This window comes from Cupriavidus sp. 207A1 (assembly GCF_057798955.1).
Genome location: NZ_JBYOJO010000011.1, coordinates 246,945 through 266,581, shown reverse-complemented (window position 1 = coordinate 266,581; position 19,637 = coordinate 246,945). Strand labels below are relative to the sequence as shown.

15 protein-coding genes are annotated in these 19,637 nt (G+C 70.0%); 2 read left to right on the top strand and 13 right to left on the bottom strand.

The window, feature by feature from the left end:
- Positions 1-40: 40 nt before the first annotated feature.
- The 7 genes from AC3FMM_RS21100 to chrA all read right to left on the bottom strand — a co-directional run bounded on the left by AC3FMM_RS21100 (position 41) and on the right by chrA (position 8,777).
- Entirely contained in the window at positions 41-2,479 is a 2,439-nt protein-coding gene (locus tag AC3FMM_RS21100) for a penicillin acylase family protein (protein ID WP_488687406.1), read from the bottom strand.
- 121 nt (positions 2,480-2,600) lie between these two features.
- Complete coding sequence (locus AC3FMM_RS21095; protein ID WP_488687405.1) at positions 2,601-4,199, bottom strand: sulfite reductase subunit alpha; 1,599 nt, start codon at positions 4,197-4,199, stop codon at positions 2,601-2,603.
- Positions 4,196-5,218, bottom strand: a complete 1,023-nt coding sequence (locus tag AC3FMM_RS21090) for an FAD:protein FMN transferase (protein WP_240991382.1) — start codon at positions 5,216-5,218, stop codon at positions 4,196-4,198. The genes AC3FMM_RS21095 and AC3FMM_RS21090 overlap by 4 nt, the downstream gene beginning before the upstream one ends.
- An 11-nt stretch (positions 5,219-5,229) precedes the next feature.
- Positions 5,230-6,069, bottom strand: coding sequence for a DUF4198 domain-containing protein (locus tag AC3FMM_RS21085; protein ID WP_115714111.1), 840 nt, complete (start codon positions 6,067-6,069; stop codon positions 5,230-5,232).
- A gap of 19 nt (positions 6,070-6,088) precedes the next feature.
- Positions 6,089-6,613: a DUF2271 domain-containing protein gene (locus tag AC3FMM_RS21080; RefSeq protein ID WP_115714112.1), complete on the bottom strand. Its 525-nt coding sequence runs from the start codon at positions 6,611-6,613 to the stop codon at positions 6,089-6,091.
- 56 nt (positions 6,614-6,669) lie between these two features.
- A complete protein-coding gene (locus tag AC3FMM_RS21075; RefSeq protein WP_115714113.1) occupies positions 6,670-7,326 on the bottom strand; it encodes a PepSY-associated TM helix domain-containing protein in 657 nt (218 codons plus the stop codon).
- Between the two features lie 227 nt (positions 7,327-7,553).
- Positions 7,554-8,777 carry a chromate efflux transporter gene (gene chrA, locus AC3FMM_RS21070; RefSeq protein WP_326346317.1) on the bottom strand — a complete coding sequence of 408 codons (1,224 nt, stop codon included), beginning with the start codon at positions 8,775-8,777 and terminating at the stop codon, positions 7,554-7,556.
- 365 nt (positions 8,778-9,142) lie between these two features.
- Between chrA and AC3FMM_RS21065 the strand changes: the two genes are divergently transcribed.
- Both AC3FMM_RS21065 and AC3FMM_RS21060 read left to right on the top strand, forming a co-directional pair.
- Complete coding sequence (locus AC3FMM_RS21065; protein WP_488687404.1) at positions 9,143-10,696, top strand: methyl-accepting chemotaxis protein; 1,554 nt, start codon at positions 9,143-9,145, stop codon at positions 10,694-10,696.
- Positions 10,697-10,827: 131 nt separating this feature from the next.
- The gene (locus tag AC3FMM_RS21060; protein ID WP_092315066.1) at positions 10,828-11,079 is read left to right on the top strand and encodes a GlsB/YeaQ/YmgE family stress response membrane protein; all 252 of its coding nucleotides are present in this window, start codon (positions 10,828-10,830) and stop codon (positions 11,077-11,079) included.
- Here AC3FMM_RS21060 and AC3FMM_RS21055 read toward each other — a convergent pair.
- From AC3FMM_RS21055 to cyoB, 6 genes are all read right to left on the bottom strand, one after another.
- Positions 11,052-14,327: a transglycosylase domain-containing protein gene (locus tag AC3FMM_RS21055; protein ID WP_488687403.1), complete on the bottom strand. Its 3,276-nt coding sequence runs from the start codon at positions 14,325-14,327 to the stop codon at positions 11,052-11,054. The genes AC3FMM_RS21060 and AC3FMM_RS21055 overlap by 28 nt on opposite strands.
- A gap of 228 nt (positions 14,328-14,555) precedes the next feature.
- Positions 14,556-15,593, bottom strand: a complete 1,038-nt coding sequence (locus AC3FMM_RS21050; protein WP_116313766.1) for an aldo/keto reductase — start codon at positions 15,591-15,593, stop codon at positions 14,556-14,558.
- Between the two features lie 64 nt (positions 15,594-15,657).
- The gene (locus AC3FMM_RS21045) at positions 15,658-16,506 is read right to left on the bottom strand and encodes an SURF1 family protein (RefSeq protein WP_116313765.1); all 849 of its coding nucleotides are present in this window, start codon (positions 16,504-16,506) and stop codon (positions 15,658-15,660) included.
- Positions 16,503-16,907, bottom strand: a complete 405-nt coding sequence (gene cyoD, locus AC3FMM_RS21040) for a cytochrome o ubiquinol oxidase subunit IV (protein ID WP_488687402.1) — start codon at positions 16,905-16,907, stop codon at positions 16,503-16,505. Before cyoD ends, AC3FMM_RS21045 begins: the two co-directional genes overlap by 4 nt.
- Positions 16,904-17,584 (bottom strand): cytochrome o ubiquinol oxidase subunit III, encoded by a 681-nt coding sequence (gene cyoC, locus AC3FMM_RS21035; protein ID WP_240987754.1) that lies wholly within the window; start codon positions 17,582-17,584, stop codon positions 16,904-16,906. The genes cyoD and cyoC overlap by 4 nt, the downstream gene beginning before the upstream one ends.
- Positions 17,577-19,580 (bottom strand): cytochrome o ubiquinol oxidase subunit I, encoded by a 2,004-nt coding sequence (gene cyoB / locus AC3FMM_RS21030; protein ID WP_115682004.1) that lies wholly within the window; start codon positions 19,578-19,580, stop codon positions 17,577-17,579. Before cyoB ends, cyoC begins: the two co-directional genes overlap by 8 nt.
- Positions 19,581-19,637 lie beyond the last annotated feature (57 nt).

Sequence of the window (19,637 nt, the reverse complement as noted above, 5' to 3'; positions counted from 1 at the left end):
GGAGAGGGAGTACACCAGCGGGAGTTACGAAGCTAGAGAATCACTGCGGCACCAGCTCCAACCTCTCCCTGCTCGCCTTCTCCACCGCCTTGCGCGTATAAACCAGCGGGAAATACTCCCCCTTGGCCCACAACGGCGCCAGGTCGCGGTAATGCGGGCTGGCCGGATTGCCCGACTGCCCCGGCGTGTTGATCACGCGCGAGGCATCCCAGTTGCCGACGTCCAGCACCATGCGGAACGACGCGCCCGCAGTCAGCCGGAAATCCGTATTGCGGTAGCTGGTGTTCATCGGCGTGAAGGCCGAGCCGCCGATCGGGCCCGCATTGACGTTGAACTGCTGGCGTTCCGCATCGCTCAGGATCGGGTCCATCGGATGCGTGAACACGGCGGTGTGGAGCTTGCCCCATTGCCAGGCGCGCGGGTCGGAGCCGAGCTTGGCTTCGACCTCGGCCATCGCGGCCTTCAGCGATTCCAGCATGACGGCATTGCGGCGCTCCGGCGGCATCCATGGCCCGGGCTGCTCCAGCACCGCGACCACGCGTGCGGCATCGCCGGCGCCAACCAGGCGCGCGGCTTCGGGCGGCAGCGCGGCACGCACCACGGCCTGGCGCAGGTGCTTGCTGAACCAGACTTCGAACAACGCCGCGGCGGCGCTGTCGGCGCGCTCGTTGCCGTTCCAGCCGCGCAGCAGCGCCAGGCCGCGGGCCAGCTGCGGGTCGTCGCTGCGCAGGTCCTGCAGCAGCGCGACCACGCGCTGCGCCGGCAGCGACACGGTGTCGTTCTGCCACGCCATCGAATCCTGCACCGAGCTGCGCGGATTGGCCCCGACCACCGCCTTCAGCCGGCGCGCGCGCGAGCTGTCGCTCCATTCGTAACCCACGCCCAGCTTGGCGGCCGGGTGCTCGGGCGGGATGTTGTTTTCATTGGCGGTGACGATATAGCCGGGCGCGGGGTTGTAGGCCCACGGCAGTTCGTCCATGTTGCGGTAGCCGGCCCATTCATAGCGGCCGTCGCCGGCCACCGGCGTCAGGCCGTCCCAGTTGGGACGCTTGACGGTCAGCCCGCCCGGGATCCAGCCGATATTGCCGCCAGTGTCGGCATAGACCTGGTTTTCGCCCGGCGCGCCCCAGCGGTTCATGGCGGCGCGGAACTGGTCCCAGTTGCGCGCGCGCATGTAGTCCATCGAACCGAAGTACGGCGCCATGCCGTGGTCCAGCCACGCCGCGCGCAGCGTCCAGGCGTGCCCGGCGCCGGACACCAGCACCGGGCCATGGCGGGTGAAGTCGAGGGTGACCTTGCGCGGCGCGGGCTCGCCCTTGACCGCGATCTCTTCGGTGATGGTCTCCATCGGCTCCCAGCGGCCCTTGTACTTGTACTCGCGCGGGTTGGCCGGGTTCAGCTCGTAGCCGTACAGGTCTTCCTGGTCCATGTAGAAGCGCGTCAGGCCAAAGGCAATGGTGCCGTTATGCCCGATCGAGATGCCCGGCAGGAACGGCTCGCCGGCGCCGATCACCGACATCCCGGGCGCATTCAGGTGGCTGATGTAGCGCAGGCTGGGCGCGCCATGCGAGCGGTGCGGGTCGTTGGCCAGGATCGGGCGGCCGGTGGTGGTGCGCTTGCCGCCGATGACCCAGTTGTTCGAGCCCAGGCTGCGGCCGGTATCACTGTTGGCATCGACCACGGCGTAGAGCTGGTCCAGCGGGATGCCGGCGGCCCGGGCGTCGCCCCAGGCTTCCTTCGGGAAGCGCGCGGGGGCGGTGGCCAGTTCGTAGGCGCGGCGCAGTTCGGCCGCGGGCACGGTGCAGGGGTCGATGCCGGGGTTGAGGCTGGGTTCGACCTGCGGGTCGAGCTCGCGCCGCAGCCAGTCGGCGCGCGCGGCGTGGGTCTTGGCCTCGCAGTAGAGGCGGGCGCGATCGATCTCGCCGGTGAAGTTCAGCGTCAGGCCGTGGTGGCGGATGCGCACGATGTCTTCGGCCTGCCAGCGCGACGGCTTGTAGTCGAGCTTGCGGAACTCCGGCGGCAGCAGCTCGGGCTTTTGCTCGGTCAGCGCCACGTAGGCGTTCACCCCGGCGACAAAGGCCTCGGCCACGCGCTTGGCGTCGCTGCCGTAGGCCAGCCATTCGCGGTACATGTCGCCGCGGAACAGCACCGCGCGCGCCATGCGGTCGCCCTCGGCATAGGCCGGGCCGAAGTCCCTGGCCATCTCGCCGAGCCCGCGCTTGCGCCACAGGTCAATCTGCCACAAGCGGTCGCGCGCGGCCATGAAGCCCTGCGCATAAAAGGCGTCGTAGAGCGTGCCGGCATAGATATGCGGCACGCCCCAGCGGTCGACCAGCACGCTGGCGGGCTTTTCCAGGCCGGGTACGGCAAAGAGGTTCTGGCGGGCAGGCGCTTCGGCCATGGCGGCCGGGATGGCGACGGGGCTGGCGGTGGCGAGCAGGGCCAGCGCAGCGGCCAGGCGGCGGGGGGTGCGTAACATCAGGTCTCCTCGTGTTGTGATGGCTGCAGATGTCTTGCAGTTCACACCGAAGATAGTGCATGGCCGGCCGGGGCGCGAGCGCGGCGGCCGATCTCCGCACGCCGCGTGGCGCGCCGCGGGCTCAGTAGACGTCGCGCCGGTAGCGGCCGTCGTCGGCCAGGCGGCGCAATGCGCCCTCGCCCAGGATCTCGGCCAGCGCGTCCTGGACGCCGCCGGCCATGCCCTGCAGGCTGCCGCAGACATAAATGGCCGCGCCGTCGGCCACCCATTGCCGCACGCCATCCGCCTGCAGGCGCAGCGCGTCCTGCACGTAGCGCGGCGCGCCAACGTCGCGCGACCAGGCGTGGTCCATGCGGGCCAGCGTGCCGTCCGCGCGCCAGCGCGCCAGTTCCCCGGCGAAGAAGGCGTCATGCTGCGCCGAGCGCTCGCCGAACAGCAGCCAGTTGCGCTGCCGCCCGGCCGCGGCGCGGGCCTTGAGCTGGGCCCGCAGCCCGGCCAGCCCGGTGCCGTTGCCGACCAGGATCAGCGGCCGGTCGTCGGCCGGCGGATGGAAACCGCGATTGGCGCGGATGCGCAGCGCGATGCGGCTGCCCGGCGCGGCGTGCGCGGTCAGCCAGCCCGAGGCCAGGCCGAGGCGGCCATCGTCGTGGCGGGTCTGGCGCACCAGCAACTCCAGCTGGCCGTCGCGCGGCAGCGAGGCGATCGAATATTCGCGATGCGGCAGCGGCGCCAGCGCATCCACCAGCTGCTGTGGCGCCAGTCCCTGCATCGCGGCAAAGTGCGCTGCGGGCAGCGGCAGGCGCGTGGCCATGGCCGCGGCCAGGGTGGTGTCGGCGCCATCGCAGCGCACCGGGGCAGCGCCATCCAGGCCAAGCTGCGCCAGCAGCCGGTCGACTTCGGCCGGCGCGTGGCACGGGCCGATCTCGGCAATGTCGCCGGCCTGCCAGTCCGGCGCCGCGCCGTCCGGCGGCGCCAGCACCAGATGGAAGGCCGGCGCGCCCTGGCTGCCCGGATTCAGGTGATGGCGCTGCGCCAGCCGCCAGTGCTGATAGCGCGGACGTTCCCAGTCGGCGATCTCGGCGCCGCCACTGAGCGCCGACAGGTGGTTCTGCCAGTGGCGCAGCGCGCCGGCGTCGCCGTTGTCGACTTCGATCAGGTCGAACAGCGGCTGCGCGCGCTGGCGCTGCAGCCAGCCCTCCAGCGCATGGCCGAAGGCGCAGAAGCGCGCGTAGCTGCTGTCGCCGAGCGCGAGGATGCCGTAGCGCAACCGGTGCAGGCCATTGGCGCCCGCCAGCAGGCGGCGGGCGAAGCCCGACGCGCTGTCGGGTGCGTCGCCCTCGCCGGTGGTGCTGACCACGAACAGGGCCTGGCGGCATGCCCGCAGGCGGCGGCCATCGGCCTCGGCCAGCGACAGCAGCTGCACCGGCATGCCCGCGCCCTGCAGCGCGGTGGCGGTCTGCAGCGCCAGCTGTTCGGCAAACCCGGTCTGGCTGGCATAGACCACCAGCGTCGCGCCGTCTTCCGAGCCGGCCAGCGCCGCCACCCGCGCGCGCCGCTGGCGGTGATGCGCCACCACCGCGCCGCAAAACCCCGCGTACGCGGCGACCACGCCGGCGGCCATGGCCATGCGCGACGGCCCGAGCACGGACAACGCCGCGCCGCCGGCCGCGGCAAGCCAGCCAGCGCCGGCGATGGCCCACGACTTGGTGCGGCCGCTCATGCCAGCATCGCGGCAAACGCCGGTGAAAGATGTTCGAGAAAACCGTTTGCGGTGCGCACCAGGAAGCGCGCGGCTATGCCGTGGCGGCGCGCGTGCGCCATGCCGGCGTCTGGGCCCAGCACGGTCAGCGCGGTGGACAGCGCATCGGCCAGCATGCACTGCGGGTGGATCACCGTGACCGAGGCCAGCGCGTGGCTGGCCGGATAGCCGGTGCGCGGATCGATGGTATGGGCAAAGCGGCGGCCATCGCTGTCGAAGTAGCGCCGGTAGTCGCCAGAGGTTGCCACCGACAGCCCGTGCAGCGCCACCAGCGTTTGCTGCGCGGCATCGCTGCCAGGCCCCGGCGGCGCTTCCAGCGCGACCCACCACGGCATGCCGTCGGGCTTGACGCCATGGCCGCGCAGTTCGCCGCCGATCTCGGTCAGGTGGTGCTCCAGGCCCTGTTCGCACAGGTAGCGCGCCACCGCGTCGACGGCGAAGCCCTTGGCGATGGCGCAGAAGTCCAGCGCCACGCCGCCCGGCTGGCGGGCGCGCCCGCCGGCGGCATCGACTTCGAGGCGGGCCCAGCCGCAACGGCCGCGCGCGGCCTGGACTTGGTCTGGCGACGGCGGTGCGCGGCGTGCCAGCCCCGAGGCCGGACCGAAGCCCCACAGATCGACCAGCGGACCCGCGCTGGGGTCATAGGCGCCGCCGCTGTCGCGTGCGACCTGCAGCGCGGTCTGCAGCACCGCGAAGCAATCCGCCGGCAGGGCGTGCCAGCTGCCCGGCGGCGCGCGGTTGAACCGGCTCAGGTCGGAATCCGCTTCCCAATTGCTCATCTGCGCGATCACGCGCTCGAGCACGGCCCGGATGCCGGCGCCGATGGCACCGATGGCGCCGTCTTCCGCTTCCGGCGGCAGCAGCGCCGCCACTGACCAGCTGGTGCCCATGGTGGGCCCGCCCCAGCGCTGCAGGCGCGCCCCGGCGGCGGGCGGACTGGGCGGCGCGCTCAGCGCAACGGGTACCAGGACGCGGTTCACTCCGTGCAACCTTATTGCGGCAGCACTTCCACCGTCACCGCATAGACGGCGCGGCGCGACCTGGCCTGCTTGAAGGTGGTCTTGTCGTCCTTGACCTCGGCTTCCATCCAGTACATGCCCGCGGCCGGCCACTTGACGCTGAACTTGCCGTCGGCGTCGGTGGTGGCGCTGAATTCCTGCAGCTGGTCACGGTAGCGGATGCCGCCCGGCACCACCGCCACCTTCAGGTTGCTCGCGGGCTTGCCGTCGAGCAGCAGGCGGAAGCTGGCAGTGTCGCCGGCAACCAGGTCGTTCGGGTGCGTGATCGGCGCCAGCTCCAGGCCGCGGCCGACAGTACGCAGGCCCTTGTCGCTGGGCTTGCCGGCGGTGACGAAGGATTCGATGCGGCCCTCGGCCTGCGTGACCTGCAGGTCCTGCGCGTTGGCCGGGACTTCCCTGGCGAAGTTCTCGGCGCTGCCGCGCCAGCGCTTGGCCTGGCCGTCGATCTTGTAGCTGGCGAACAGGCCGTTGTTGACCACCGCCACGCGGTACGTGCCGGGCTGGGTCAGGTGCAGGTCGAAGGTGCTGCGGTACTTGCCGGTGGCCGCGTTCTGCGCCTTGACCGCGCTGCCGTCGGGGGCGGTCACCTGCAGGTTGTCGAGCCGCATCGGCACGTGCTCGAAGTAGAACAGGTCATTGGAGACTGCTGCGTCGACGGTCACCCACGGATCGCTGCCGGACAGCACGGTGGCCGACGGCAGCAGCCACTGGCGGTGCGCGTGCGCGGCCAGCGGCGCAAGCGCGGCCAGCGCCAGGACAGCGGCGCGCACTGCCAGGCGGGAAGATGCGGCGGACATCAGGGAAGGTTTCATGGTCAGGGCTCCGGGAAGGTCAAGGCTTCAGGTCGACGGTGACGCCGCCGAGTTCGTGTTCGCCCTTGGCGCGGGCGGTCTGTGCCGATTGCGGCGGCCACGTGAACGGCACGCGCAGCAGTTCGCGCCCGCCAACTTCACGCGCGGCCTCCACCACCAGCTGGTAGTTGCCCGCGGGCAGCTTGCCCAGCGGGGCCTTGCCGTCGCTGAAGCTGACGCTGTGCTCGCCCGGCGCGCGCGTGGCGCCGGAGATGCCGTCGGCCGGCATGTGCAGGTCACGGCCGGCCTTGCGCCACCACTGGCGCATGTCCTTGAGCCACTTGGTGCCCTCGCCGTCCTTGAGCTTGCCGTCGTACCAGACCGCCAGCGTCTGCACCGGGCTCTGGTCGGCGCGCTCGACCCACAGCGCCACATAGGGCCGGTGGTATTCGGCCACGCTCAGGCGCGGGATATCGACCTTGACGTTCAGGTCCGCGGCCAGCGCGGGGCCGGCCAGCGGCACGGCGGCCATGCCGGTCAGGGAGGCGGAGAGCAGTCGGCGCATATCGGAGAAACCTCGTCAGTGAGATGCAGAAAGAAGATCGGATCGCGCGCGACCGATCAGTGGATAAACAGGATCGCCAGCAGCACCGGCACCACCAGCCCCAGTCCCACCAGCGGCCAGGTCGCCACGCGCCCGCCCGCATGCAGCTTGAGCAGGAACAGGCCGGTCACGCAGAACACCAGGCAGGCCAGCGCGAACGCGTCCAGGAACAGGCTCCACGCCGCGCCGGTGTTGCGGCCCTTGTGCAGGTCGTTCAGGTACGAGATGGCCCCGCGCGAGGTGTTCTCGTACTGCGCCTCACCGCTGTCGAGGGCGATGCTGACCCAGGCGTCGCCGCCCGGGCGCGGCAGCGCCACGTAGATTTCATCGGCGGACCATTCCGCCTCGCGCCCGCTGGCGTCGATACCAAGCGCCCGCGCCAGCCAGTCAGCCAGCACCGCCGGCACCGGCGCCCTGGTCTCGCTTGCCTGGGCGGTCTCAGCCGGGGCCGCGCTCCGGACCTGTTCGAGCACGCGCATGGGCAGCGTCGCGTGCCGGGTCTGAACGGCGGGCCTGGCCTCGATCTGGCCGGCGTGGTTCAGCGTGAAGCCGGTGACCGCGAACAGCAGCATCCCGACCAGGCAGATCGCGGAACTGATCCAGTGCCACTGGTGGAGATGCTTGAGCCAGAAGGCGCGGCGCTGCTGGCCGGCGGCCGGCTGGGTGTCGGTCATTGCGGTGGGTCGGCAGGGGGCGATCTGGACTGTGCACGCCCGATCTGGCCTGATACAGGTAGCTAAATCGCCCCTTGAAACGCTCACAGGGCGTCAAGATGTGCCCTGACAGTCACAAGAAGGCGCGGAAGAGAGAAGGATAATCGTTCGCATTTGAAAGTGCAAACGGTCGGCGGGCGGATCGGATTACAGCGCATTACAACGTCAAGCCGTGCGCCTGGTCCGCCTCAAGCCACTGCCGCCACCGCCCAGCCGGCCACGCCGCTAGCCACCACCACCAGCCACGGCGGCAGCTTCCACCGCATCAGCGCCACCAGCGCCAGCGCCACCAGCACGATGTCCAGCGGCCCCTGCACCGCGCTGGTCCACACCGGATGCCATAGCGCCGCCAGCAGCAGCCCGACCACGCCGGCGTTGATGCCGGCCAGCGCCGCCTGGGCGCGCTGGTTGCGGCGCAGGCTTTCCCAGAAAGGCAGCGCGCCCAGCACCAGCAGCGCGCCGGGCAGGAAGATGGCAAGCGTGCACAGCAGTCCGCCGGCCAGGCCGGTGGGCGGGTTCTGCATGGCCGCTCCGAGGAACGCGGAGAAGGAAAACAGCGGCCCCGGCATCGCCTGCGCCGCGCCGTAGCCGGCCAGGAAGGCTTCCTTGCCGACCCAGCCAGGGGTCACCACGGCCGCATCCAGCAGTGGCAGCACCACATGCCCGCCGCCGAACACCAGGGCGCCGGCGCGGTAAAAGGCATCGAACACCCGCACGGCCGGATCGGCGGCCCACTGCGCCAGCAGCGGCAGGCCGGCCAGCAGCGCGGCAAACAGCGCCAGCGCCAGCACGCCGCCGCGATGCGTCACCGGCAGGCGCAGCGGTTCATGCGTGCCGCCCAGCGCCGGTCGCAACAGGGCCATGCCGGCGACCGCGGCGGCGGCCATCAGGGCCACCTGCGCCCACGGCCCCGGCCACGCCAGCACGGTGCCGGCGGCTACCAGCATGATGGCGATGCGCACCGGACCGACGCACAGCGTCCGCGCCATGCCCCACACCGCCTGCGCCACCACCGCCACCGCCACCAGCTTCAGCCCGTGCAGCACGCCCGGCGCCGCCGCCATGCCGTAATGGGTCACCCCCAGCGCGAACACGATCATGGCCAGCGCCGACGGCAGCGTAAAGCCCACCCATGCCGCCAGCGCGCCGCCATAGCCGGCGCGCGCCAGCCCCAGCGCGATGCCGGTCTGGCTGCTGGCCGGTCCGGGCAGGCACTGGCACAGCGCAACCACATCGGCATAGGCGGCCTCGCTGAGCCAGCCGCGCCGGCGCACCAGTTCCTCGCGGAAAAACGCCAGGTGGGCCACCGGGCCGCCGAACGAGGTCAGGCCCAGCCGCAGGAAGATCAGGAACACGGCAAGCGGGCCGTCGTGGCCGCGGGTGTCATCGGAGGGGCTGGGCAAGGAAGCCATTGGGGCGGTTCGCAAGCAAACGGAAGCGTGTGGAGGCGGGCGGAAGACAGCGCAGATTCTGACCGATTTTGCCGGCCCGGGGTGACAAAGCGACGGCGGCAGCACGCGCACGTGACGTACGAGGTGAAGAAGCGTTGTATAGCGCACAACGCCGACCCAGGCTCTTGAAACCAAACAACCCCACTGCCGTTGTGGCGGACCTACCTCAATCAAGTTACGCCCGTTTTGCGCCGTTATGCCGCAGACGCATGCGCCGTCGGCCCTTGTCTCCCGGCAGGCGGTCACGCGCGCCCACCGGCGTGGCACGGCGATGCGCATCACCGACGAGAAGCGTAAAGCGCGAAGAAGATGGAGGAGTGGAAGCGATGCTGCACAACCTGAGCCTGAAGAAAAAACTGCTGTTGCCGCTGGTGCTGAGCTGGGTCTGCCTGCTCGGCATCACGCTGTGGAACGCGTGGCACATCCGCACACTGCGCATGGACGAGCGCCGGCTCGACCTGGCCCACGTGACCGACACCGCCGTTTCAGTGGTGGCCGAGTACGAGGCCCTGGCCAAGGCCGGCAAGCTGCCCGCCGAGGAAGCGAAGCAGCAGGCGATCGAGCGCGTGCGCGCGATGCGCTTCGGCGCCGACGGGTATTTCACGCTGATGCGTTCCGACACCGTGGTGCTGATGCACCCGTTCAAGCCGGAGATGAACGGCAAGTCGATGGAGGGCATGAAGGACCCGAACGGCGTCTACCTGTTCCGCGACATCGCCGCGATCGGCAAGGGCCCGGGCAAGGGCTTCGTCGAATACCTGTGGCCCAAGCCGGGCGCCGAGGCGCCGCAGCCGAAGCTGAGCTACGTGGCCAACTTCCGCCCCTGGGACTGGAACTTCATCGCCGGGCTGTACCTCGATGACATCGAGGCGGCGTTCCGCCAGGAGCTGTGGAAGGCGCTGGGGCTGCTGCTGGCGGTGGGCGCGCTGATGTCGCTGGTGATGGTGCGGGTCGCGGCCAGCCTGCAGCGCCAGCTGGGCGGCGAGCCGGCCACCACCGCGCAGATCGCCGGGCGCATTGCCGAAGGCGACCTCGCCGGACAGGTCGAGGTACGCGCCGGCGACGAGCACAGCGTGCTCCATGCCATGCACCGCATGCAGTCGCGCCTGACCGGCGCGATCGGCAGCATCCGCGGCTCGGCCGATTCGATTGCCGGCGCGGCCAAGCAGATTGCCGCGGGCAACGCCGACCTGTCGCGCCGCAGCGAGGAACAGGCCGCGTCGCTGCAGGAAACCGCCGCCAGCATGGAGCAGCTCACCAGCACCGTGCGCCAGAGCGCCGAGAACGCGCGCCAGGCCAGCCACCTGGCCGAGGGTGCGTCGGACATCGCCGTGCGCGGCGGCGCCATCGTCAGCCAGGTGGTGGACACCATGGGCGAGATCAAGAGCGCCTCGGGCAAGGTGGTCGACATCATCGGCGTGATCGAGGGCATTGCCTTCCAGACCAATATCCTGGCGCTCAACGCGGCGGTCGAGGCGGCCCGCGCCGGCGACCAGGGCCGCGGCTTCGCGGTGGTGGCCGGCGAGGTGCGCACGCTGGCCCAGCGCAGCGCCACCGCGGCCAAGGAGATCAAGGCGCTGATCGGCAACTCGGCGCAGCGCGTGGAAGACGGCGCGGTGCTGGTGGAGAACGCCGGCAAGGCGATGGACGAGATCGTCGACGCGGTCAAGCGGGTGACCGACCTGATGGGCGAAATGCGCGCCGCCACCGAGGAGCAGACCGGCGGCATCGAGCAGGTCAACCAGGCGGTGTCGCAGATGGACCAGATGGCGCAGCAGAACGCCGCGCTGGTGGAACAGGCCGCCGCCGCCGCCGCGTCGCTGGAAGACCAGGCCGAGGCGCTGCACCGCGCCGTGGGCCAGTTCCGCCTGGCGGCCTGAGTAGCGCCCCACTCCCCCTGCGCGCGCCTTCCGCCCGGCGTGCCTGCGTGTATGATGAAGCGAAGCCGGCCGCACAGGCGGCCGGCTCAGTGCATCAGACCGTTACCGCAGACCACTGACAGGAGCGCACCATGATGGCATTCATTGGCACCGTGTTCGTTGGCCTTATCGTCGGCCTGATCGCCAGGGCGGTAAAGCCCGGCGACGACAAGCTGGGCTGGATCATGACCATCATCCTGGGCATCCTGGGCTCGGTGGTCGCGGGCTACGTCGGCCGCGCGCTGGGCTGGTACCAGCCGGGCGAACCCGCGGGCTGGGTCGCCTCGGTGCTCGGCGCGATCGTGCTGCTGGTGATCTACGGCATGGTGCGCCGCAAGGCCTGACTGGCGCGGCGCACGCCAGCCGCGTCGTTGTCGGCCAGGCCCGGCGCCTGGGGCGCTGGCGGCGGCGGCATCGCCGCCACCTCCTGCCGCGCCGGCGGCTGCAGCGCGGCTTCCAGTCCCGCGCCCAACCCATCAGCCAGGACCGTGCCGGGCAGGCCGTCGGCGGGTGACGCCATGGTCGGCGCGCGCGGCGTGCGCAGGCCCGGGGCCGCGTCGCGGCAGCGCAGCAGCGCGCGGTCGCCGCCCGGCGCCATCGCCGACACCTGCGGCGCGATCGCGCGCAGCACCCGCACCGCCAGCGCGCTGGTAAAGCTGTAGCGCGCCGCGTAGGGTTCGCGCACATTGACCACCACGGTACCGAAGAAGCGCTCGCCCAGCGTGAACACGAAGGTTGCCGAGCGGTTCACCGAGCGCGACGAGATCAGCCGCCCGCCCGGCCCGTAGACCTGGAAGCGCTGGTCGCCGGTGCCGGTCTTGCCGGCCACGGTCAGGGTGGCGCCATTGCGCCCCGGCACCGTGAACGCGCCGCGGATCGACTTGGCGGTGCCGCGCTCCACCACGTCCAGCATCGACCGGCGCGCCAGCTCGGCCACCTCGGCCGGCAGCACGCGCTTGCCCGGGCCGGGCTGCAGCACGTAGCGGGTGGCGTACGGGGTGCCGTCGGCGAACGCCAGGCTGCGCACCGCAGCGTTCTGCGTGACCACGCCGCCCGACAGCAGGATGCCGGCCAGCTCGGCCAGCGCCGCGGGGCGATCGCCGGCGGCGCCGATGGCGCTGGCATACGACGGCGTCAGCGAGTCGAACGGATAGCCCAGCCGCTGCCAGCGCCGCGCGATGCGCACGAAGGCGTCCTGCTCCAGCAGGGTGCGAATGCGGTTGTCCTGGCCGGCCTTGCTGCGCGTCTTGAACAGCCACTTGTACACCTCCTGGCGCTCGGCGGTGCTGGCGCGCAGGATCTCGGCCAGCGTCGCGTCGGGGTGCTGGTCCAGGTATTCCACCATCCACAGTTCCAGCGGATGCACCCGCGACAGGTAGCCGCGGTCGTTCAGGTTGAACTTGTCCTTGCCGTACTTGCGGTACAGCGCCGGCAGGTCCTCCTTGGCCAGCTGCTTGTCGCCCAGGCGCGCGCGCATGATGCGGATGTAACTGTCTTCGTCCAGCGCGGGCCGCGCGCTCAGCAGCGTTACCGACATGCGCACCGCGTTCAGGTGCGGCGTGGTCATGCGCACCCGCCCCAGCAGCGTGGCCAGGCGCTGCTCGGAAGTCTTGCCGCGGTAGCGCTGGTAGAAGTTGGTCATGTAGGCACTGCCTTCCTGGTCGGCAAAGCGCTCCAGGTAGGCGCGCCGGCCGGGCGCGTCGCGGTCTTCGAACAGGTTGCCGATATCCGGGCTGGCGTGGAAGGTCTCGTAGCGCACGATGTCGCGCATCATGCGGATGAACACCAGGTTGACCGAGTGCTGGAACGCGGTGCGCACGGTCAGGTTGCGCAGGCCCGAGTCGCGCTCGAAGTTGGTGAAGCTCTGCAGGCCGCCGCCGGTGTAGAAGGCTTCGCCGGCACCGCCGGCATACTTGCGCTCCATCGCCGCCTCGAGCATCGCCATCAGCTCGCGCTCGGCCGGCTTGCGCGCCTTGGCCAGGTAGTCGACCGCCCAGCGGCTGAGCGCGTCCTGGCGCGCCAGCGGCACGGCGGCCAGTTCGGCGCTGGTCATGCCGGCATAGCGCGCGTGCAGTTCGCTGATGATCTCGAGGTAGGTCACCAGCGTGCGCAGCTTGGCGGTGGAGCCCAGGTTCAGGCGCGCGCCGCTGTTGATGTCGAACGGCTGGTCGATGTTGTCGGCCTGGATCCGCACCACGCTGGCATTGCCGACGCGCTCGTACAGCGTGAAGCTGGCCATCAGCCTGGACGGATCGTCGTTATCGCGCAGCAGGTTGTGGCCATACAGGCCCATGGCGCGCGCGTCGGCCTTGTTGTTCACGCGCTGAAGCGTGTCGACGACGATGCGCTGGGCCTCGCGGTTGATGGTGCTGTCCACGGTCAGGTCGAGCCGGTCCATGTCGTAGCGGCTCTCGACTCCGGTCAGCCGGGTGATGTCGGCGCGCACGCGGTTGACGGCCTTGCGCGTGACAAAGGGCTCCTGCGGCGGGCGCTGCGGCGCCGACGCCTTGTCCAGCGGCTGCGCCAGCGCCGCGTCGCGCAGCTCGGCGGTGATGATGTTGTTGGCCGCCATCAGGCGCAGGTAGCTGCCGGTCAGCGCGTCCAGGTTGGTGTCGTCGCGGCGCAGGTGGTACGACGGGCGGCGCTGCGAGATGATCAGCGACAGCGCCCGCTTGAAGGCCTGGGCCTGGCGCGGGTCGGGCGCGCGCTGGTCCATCTCCTTGAGCAGGCGGTTGACCTCGCCGAAATCCTCGCCGTACCAGACCCACAGCGCATCGCCGATGCCGTTGATCTCGCCGAAGCCGGCGCGCGCCGACAGCGGCACAGTGTTCAGGTAGTCGACCACGATGCGCTCGCGCGCGCGCTGGGTGTCGGGGCCGTCCAGGTAGGCGCGCAGCGATGCCGACGCCATCTGCCGGAATTTTTCCGGGATCGAGGCGGTACGGCCCTCGGGCGAGTGCCGGTATTTCTCGATCTGCGTCGCCAGCGTGCTGCCCCCGGGCGCGTCGTGCGACTTGTCGGCCAGCCGGATCATCTGGTCCAGCACCGCGCGCGACAGCCGGCGCCAGTCCAGCGCCGGGTTCATGTTGGGGTATTCCGGATTGAGCAGGCCCTGGTTCTCGACGTACAGCAACGCGCTCACCAGCACCGGCGGCACCGCGCCGAATTCGGCGTACTGGCGCTGCGGGTAGCGCTCGAACGCCAGCGTCAGCCCGTTGCAATCGCGCAGCAGCAGGCCGGCCTGGTTCTTTTCGCGATAGGGCGTGAACAGGCCTTCGTCGATCAGCCGCACCATGTCGGGCGACATGCGCGCCTGCTCGGCCGGCACATAGCCGCGCTGCTCCAGCCGCTGCGCGAACAGCGGCAGCCTGCCGTAGCCCATGCGGGCGTCATAGGGTCCGGAATGCGGGAAGCGGATGCTGTCGCTGGCGCCCGGCTGGATCTCGAACGTCAGCCGCTGGCCCAGGCTGCCGATCAGCCGCGCCTGCCAGTGCGAGTTGCGCACCTCGCTTGCGACAACGCTATACACGACATAGGCGCCGCCCGTGAGGGCGACCGCCAAGCCAGCGAAAATCCAGGCACGACGCGACACGTTTGGGCTTCCTTGGTGGGCCGGCGCAGCGCGCAGAATGGTTCATGCGCCGGCTCGAAGCGCGATGTTTTCGCAGGGCGCGCCGCACGCGCGCCTGCCTGTATTGATATTAGTAGGAGTCGCGCCCGGGTGCATCATGCTCGCGCGCCGGCCGCGTGCCGTTGTGAACGGACGTCACTCCAGGCAGCGCGAGCGCCACTTGCAGTGCGTCCGAAAGGCGGGGCCGAATTATCGGCCAGCCTCCGCGCGCCTCACGGGCCGCCCGATCAGCGGATAGCCCGGATCGTTGTAGCCCGGCGTAGAGGCATGGCCCGGCGACACCAGCGCATCGATCATCGCCTCTTCCTCGGGCGTGATCGCGGCAGCGAGCGCGCCGAAGTAATCCTCGAACTGAGCCAGCGTGCGCGGGCCGGCGATCACCGACGACACGATCGGGTTGGCCAGCACCCAGGCCGTGGCGAACTGGCCGGGAGTCAGCCCGCGCCCCTCGGCATGGGCCTTGAGCTGCTGGGCGATGACCAGCGATTCCTCGCGGAACTCGGTCTCCATCATGCGGCGGTCGGCGCGGCCCGCGCGCGTGCCTTCGGCCGGCGCCTGGCCGGGCGCGTACTTGCCGGTCAGCACGCCGCGCGCGACCGGGCTGTAGGGCACCACACCCAGGCCGTAGTGCTCGCACGCGGGCAGGATCTCTACCTCGGGCAGCCGGTTCAGCAGGTTGTAGTACGGCTGGCACGCCACCGGACGCGGCACGCCCAGCTCGCCGCACAGCCGCGCGATCTCGGCGATGCGCCAGCCGCGGAAGTTCGACACCGCCCAGTAGCGGATCTTGCCGCTGCGCACCAGGTCGCCCATGGCGCGCACCGCCTCTTCCAGGTTGGCGCCGGGATAGTCGCGATGCAGGTAGAGGATGTCGATGTAGTCGGTCGCCAGCCGGTGCAGGCTGTCCTCGACCGCGCGCGTGATCCACGTGCGCGAGTAGTGGCCGTGGTTGGGCGCCGCCTGCATGGCGTTGCCAAGCTTGGTGGCCAGCACCCAGTCGTGGCGGTTGGCGGTGAGCAGGCGCCCGACCATCTGCTCGGACGCGCCCTTGCTGTACACGTCGGCGGTATCGATGAAGTTCACGCCGTGGTCGCGCGCGCTGGCGACGATGCGCCCGGCCTCGGCCTCGTCGGTCTGGTCGGCGAACATCATGGTGCCCAAGCACAGCGCCGAGACGCGCAGGTTGCTGGCGCCGAGGCGGCGGTACGGCATGGAGAGGTCTGGCATGGCGGCTCCTTGGTTGGGACAGCCCACATTGTGCCGCCACCCGGCCAGGCTTGCCGGCGCCGCCTCAGGCGCGCGGACCGGAATGGGCTGCGGCGGCGCGGGCGCCGCGGCGCTTGCGGTATTCCTCGCGCCCCACGTACGCGGCGGCGGCAGCCACCATCAGCGCCAGCCCGTACCAGGTCAGCGCGTAGCCGAGGTGGTTGTTGGTAAAGGCCGTCACCGTCAGCCCGCCCGCGGGCCAGGCCTTGGGATCCGCCCCGGCCGGCGGCGGCACCGCCGCGGCGTCGATGAAATACGGCGCGACCTGCCCCAGGCCGCGGTGCGCGGCGATCGCCGCGACGTCGCGCGAGAACCACTGGTCGCGCGCCGCGTCGTTGTGGCGCAGCAGGCCGGTGCCCGGCTCGCTCATGCGCAGCAGGCCGACCACTTCGCTGGGGCCGCTGCCGGCGGGGGCCACGCGCGCGCGGAACGGCTCGGCGACGAAACCGCGGTTGACCAGCACGGTGCTGCCGTCGGCCAGCCGCAGCGGCGTCATCACCCAGTAGCCGCCGCCCTGCTCGGTCACGGCCTGCACCAGGGTCTGGCGCTCGTCGAGGAAGGTGCCGCTGGCGCGCACGCGCCGGTACTCGGCATTGGCCCTGGTCAGCCCCGCCCATTGCGCGGGCGCGGGCGCCGCCACCGGCGCCGCATGGACGCGCTCGGCCACCTGGGCGATCAGGCCGAGCTTCCAGGCGCGGCGCTCGACCTGCCAGTTGCCCAGCGCCACCAGGCCGGCGATGGCCGCGGCGGCAAACAGGGCCAGTGCGGTCAGCCAGACTGTCGACAGCGGGCGCGGGGATTCAGGGGCGCCTTGGTTGGCGTGGGCGGAGCGCAATTTTTCGACCGGCGCGCGGTCGTCCGTGGAACCGGTCAAGGCAGGGTCTTGGTGGTATGCATGCCCGGCATCATATTGGAATTCAGGTGGAACATCACCCACAGCGTGCCGGTCAGCGTGATCACCACCAGCACCAGCGTGAAGATCAGCGCCAGCATGTTCCAGCCGCCCTCGGACCTGGCGTTCAGGTGCAGGAAGTAGACCATGTGCACCACGATCTGCACCGCGCCCAGCGCCAGCAGCACCATCGCAGTGGTGGAGGACTGCTCGAACACCCGGCCCATCACCAGCCAGAACGGGATCGCGGTCAGGATCACCGACAGCACGAAGCCGGTCACGTAGCCGCCGAGCGAGATATGGATCTCGCTTTCGCCATGGCCATGGCCGTGGCCATGTCCGTCTCCATGACCGTGGGCCAGCGTGTCGTCGTGCGCGCTCATGGCAGCACTCCCATCAGGTAGACAAAGGTAAAGACACCGATCCAGACCACGTCCAGGAAGTGCCAGAACATCGACAGGCACATCAGGCGGCGCTTGTTCTCCGGGATCAGCCCGTGGCGGCGCAGCTGCGCCACCAGCGTCACCAGCCACACGATGCCGAAGGTCACATGCAGGCCGTGGGTGCCAACCAGCGCGAAGAACGAGGTGAGGAAGCCGCTGCGCTGCGGCCCCGCGCCCTCGCCCACCAGGTGCGCGAACTCGTAGATCTCGACCGCGAGGAAAGCGGCGCCCAGCAGGCCGGTCACGGCGAGCCAGCCCTGCGTCGGCCCCAGCCGGCCGCGCTGCGTCTCCAGCATGGCAAAGCCATAGGTGATCGACGACAGCAGCAGGAACGAGGTGTTCAGCGCCACCAGCGGCAGGTCGAACAGCTCGGCACCGGACGGCCCGCCCGCATAGTTGCGGCCCAGCACGCCGTAGGCGGCGAACAGGCACGCAAAGATCAGGCAGTCGCTCATCAGGTAGAGCCAGAAGCCGAGCAGCGTGCCGTTGGGCACGTGGTATTCCTCGGTCAGGTAAAAACGCAGCTCGGCCGGCTGCGCGGGCACGGGCGCGCGTTGCGGCGGGGCCTCGTGCGGGCGCGCGCCCTCGGCGGTAAAGGGAGCGACGGTATCAGCCATGGCTCGCCAGCAGCGCGTTGCGCTCTGCCTCGGTGCGGTGGACCGTGTCGGCCGGGATGTAGAAATCCCGCTGGTAATTGAAGGTATGGCCGATCGCCGTGATCAGCGTGGCGGCGAAGGCCAGCGCCGCCAGCCACCAGATATGCCAGATCAGCGCGAAGCCGCACAGCGTGCTAAGCCCGGCCAGGATGATGCCGGCGCCCGTATTCTTTGGCATATGGATCGGGATGAAGCCCTGCGCCGGGCGCTGGTAGCCGTGCGCCTTCATCTGCCACCAGGCGTCGGTGTCGTGCACCAGCGGCGTGAAGGCAAAGTTGTACGGCGGCGGCGGCGACGAGGTTGACCACTCCAGCGTGCGGCCGTCCCAGGGGTCGCCGGTGACATCGCGCAGCGACTCGCGGCGCAGGAAGCTCACCACCAGCTGCACCAGGAAGCAGCCGATGCCCAGCGCGATCAGCAGCGCGCCCACGCCCGCCAGCTGGAACCAGATCTGCAGCGAGTGGTCCTCGAAATGGCTGACGCGCCGGGTCACCCCCATCAGCCCCAGCACGTAGAGCGGCATGAACGCCACGTAGAAGCCGACCAGCCAGAACCAGAACGAGCATTTGCCCCAGAACGGCTCCAGCTGGTAGCCGAAGGCCTTGGGGAACCAGTAGGTGATGCCGGCCATCAGCCCGAACAGCACGCCGCCGATGATCACGTTATGGAAATGCGCGACCAGGAACAGGCTGTTGTGCAGCGAGAAATCCGCCGGCGGCACCGCCAGCAGCACGCCGGTCATGCCGCCGATCACGAACGTCACCATGAAGCCCACGGTCCACAGCATCGGCACCTCGAAACGGATGCGCCCGTGGTACATGGTGAAGAGCCAGTTGAACAGCTTGGCCCCGGTGGGGATCGAGATGATCATGGTGGTGATGCCGAAGAACGAATTCACGCTGGCGCCCGAGCCCATCGTGAAGAAGTGATGCAGCCACACCAGGTACGACAGCACCGTGATCACCACCGTGGCGTACACCATCGAGGCATAGCCGAACAGGCGCTTGCGGCAGAAGGTGGCCACCACCTCGGAGAACACGCCGAACACCGGCAGGATCAGGATGTAGACCTCGGGGTGGCCCCAGATCCAGATCAGGTTCACGTACATCATGGCGCTGCCGCCGAGGTCGCTGGTGAAGAAGTTCATGCCCAGGTAGCGATCGACCGCCAGCATTGCCAGCGCCGCGGTCAGCACCGGGAACGCGGCGATGATCAGCACGTTGGTGCACAGCGCGGTCCAGGTGAAGATCGGCATGCGCATCAGTGTCATGCCGGGCGCGCGCATCTTGACGATGGTGACCAGCAGGTTGATGCCGGACAACAGCGTGCCCACCCCCGCCACCTGCAACGACCACAGGTAGTAATCCACGCCCACGTCCGGGCTCTGCAGGATGCCGGACAACGGCGGATAGGCCAGCCAGCCGGTACGCGCGAATTCGCCGACGAACAGCGACATCATCACCAGCACGGCGCCGCCCACCGTCATCCAGAAGCTGAAGTTGTTCAGGAACGGAAACGCCACGTCGCGCGCGCCGATCTGCAGCGGCACGACAAAGTTCATCAGGCCGGTGACCAGCGGCATGGCGACGAAGAAGATCATGATCACGCCGTGCGCGGTGAAGATCTGGTCATAGTGGTGCGGCGGCAGGTAGCCCAGGTTGTCGCCAAAGGCAATGGCCTGCTGGATGCGCATCATGATGGCATCGGCAAAGCCGCGCAGCAGCATCACGATGCCGAGGATCATGTACATGATGCCGATGCGCTTGTGGTCGATGCTGGTGAACCACTCGCGCCACAGGTAGCCCCACTTGCCGTAATACGTGACACCGCCGGCCAGCGCCAGCCCGCCGAGCACCACCACCGCGAAGGTGGCGATCAGGATGGGCTCATGCAGCGGGATGGCCTCCCAGCTCAGGCGGCCGAAGAGTTGCGTGGCGAGTTCGGATCGCTCCGGCATGTGGATCTCCAGGACAACAACGGCGTTCTAGGTCACGCTCCTGCGCAGCGCCTGCCA

What these genes read in the sequence shown, in the direction of transcription:
- AC3FMM_RS21060 (WP_092315066.1), top strand. Translation starts at nt 10,828, where the DNA reads ATGATGGCATTCATTGGCACCGTGTTCGTTGGCCTTATCGTCGGCCTG.
- AC3FMM_RS21095 (WP_488687405.1), bottom strand. Translation starts at nt 4,199, where the DNA reads ATGAGCGGCCGCACCAAGTCGTGGGCCATCGCCGGCGCTGGCTGGCTT.
- cyoC (WP_240987754.1), bottom strand. Translation starts at nt 17,584, where the DNA reads ATGGCTGATACCGTCGCTCCCTTTACCGCCGAGGGCGCGCGCCCGCAC.
- chrA (WP_326346317.1), bottom strand. Translation starts at nt 8,777, where the DNA reads ATGGCTTCCTTGCCCAGCCCCTCCGATGACACCCGCGGCCACGACGGC.
- AC3FMM_RS21050 (WP_116313766.1), bottom strand. Translation starts at nt 15,593, where the DNA reads ATGCCAGACCTCTCCATGCCGTACCGCCGCCTCGGCGCCAGCAACCTG.
- cyoD (WP_488687402.1), bottom strand. Translation starts at nt 16,907, where the DNA reads ATGAGCGCGCACGACGACACGCTGGCCCACGGTCATGGAGACGGACAT.
- AC3FMM_RS21065 (WP_488687404.1), top strand. Translation starts at nt 9,143, where the DNA reads ATGCTGCACAACCTGAGCCTGAAGAAAAAACTGCTGTTGCCGCTGGTG.
- AC3FMM_RS21075 (WP_115714113.1), bottom strand. Translation starts at nt 7,326, where the DNA reads ATGACCGACACCCAGCCGGCCGCCGGCCAGCAGCGCCGCGCCTTCTGG.
- cyoB (WP_115682004.1), bottom strand. Translation starts at nt 19,580, where the DNA reads ATGCCGGAGCGATCCGAACTCGCCACGCAACTCTTCGGCCGCCTGAGC.
- AC3FMM_RS21080 (WP_115714112.1), bottom strand. Translation starts at nt 6,613, where the DNA reads ATGCGCCGACTGCTCTCCGCCTCCCTGACCGGCATGGCCGCCGTGCCG.
- AC3FMM_RS21100 (WP_488687406.1), bottom strand. Translation starts at nt 2,479, where the DNA reads ATGTTACGCACCCCCCGCCGCCTGGCCGCTGCGCTGGCCCTGCTCGCC.
- AC3FMM_RS21085 (WP_115714111.1), bottom strand. Translation starts at nt 6,069, where the DNA reads ATGAAACCTTCCCTGATGTCCGCCGCATCTTCCCGCCTGGCAGTGCGC.